The 1,002-nt window shown below is 38.4% G+C and carries 1 protein-coding gene; it reads left to right on the forward strand.

Going from position 1 to position 1,002, the window contains the following annotated elements; translation table 11 throughout:
- Positions 1 to 998, forward strand: a 998-nt coding sequence (locus tag ACFIO3_RS13930; RefSeq protein WP_375704672.1) for an acetyl-CoA carboxylase biotin carboxylase subunit family protein, incomplete at its 5' end; no start/stop codon positions are given.
- Between the last annotated feature and the right edge of the window lie 4 nt (positions 999 to 1,002).

The raw sequence follows: 1,002 nt of genomic DNA on the forward strand, positions 1-1,002 counted from the left end.
CTTTGGCTGCCAAAAAAATCAACACTCCAAGTATTGAACCAGAAGTAGCAGCATTAACCAGAAACAAATATCTCATGCGTCAAGCTTTTGCTAAAGCAGGCTTAAGAACACCAAAATTTCTGTATATAGATAATCCAGAAGACCTATCACAAACACAAACCTTAGACTATCCGCTCGTTATTAAACCCGTCTCTGGATGGGCGAGTACAGGCGTCATGTTAGCTAAAAATCCTGAAGAATTTTCTAAGCTCATCAAAGCTGTATGGAATATTCAGCATAAAGATATGGCACGTTTTAATGATAAAAATAAACCTGTAGGTTTAATTGTAGAACAATATTTGCCAGGAAAAGAATTTGTCGTAGAATGTTTTGTTGATACAACAGGTGTGCATGTTTTAGCCGTTGGCGACAAAGGACAACCTGAAGGACCATGGTTTGAAGAAACAATTTATCGTCAACGCTGTGATATAGATGATCCTTTAATTATTGCTTTATGTGAGGCTGCATGCTCTGGAGTCAAAGCTCTTGGTATAAATATGGGAGCTGCCCATGTAGAGCTACGCCTAGATGCTAATAATTTACCTTATATCATTGAGATCGGCGCTCGTATAGGTGGGTCAGGTGTCTCCCATTTTATTGTAGAACAAGGTACAGGAATTTCATTTGCAAAACTCTGTATGAATGCCGCTTTAGCTGAACAAAATTTAGATCTTCCTGATGTCCTCCCAGCTAAAAAAGTGGCTGCAAATTATATTATTCCTCTTCATGGGTATGGACGCTTCTCTGGATTTTTAGGTCTCGATAAGGTCGTACAACATCCACAAACTAGCAGAACTATCATTTTCTTTGAAACGGATCATATTTCACCACCTCCACCAGCATTTGGTGGATATCCTGGCTTTATTTTCTCTGTTCATGCCTCAAACAAAGAAGCGTGCAATTACCATAAATGGCTTGATGACACTTTAAACATCATATGGCAAAATACTGACTTATAAAAAC

It is taken from the genome of Bartonella sp. AD328YNZD, assembly GCF_042196425.1.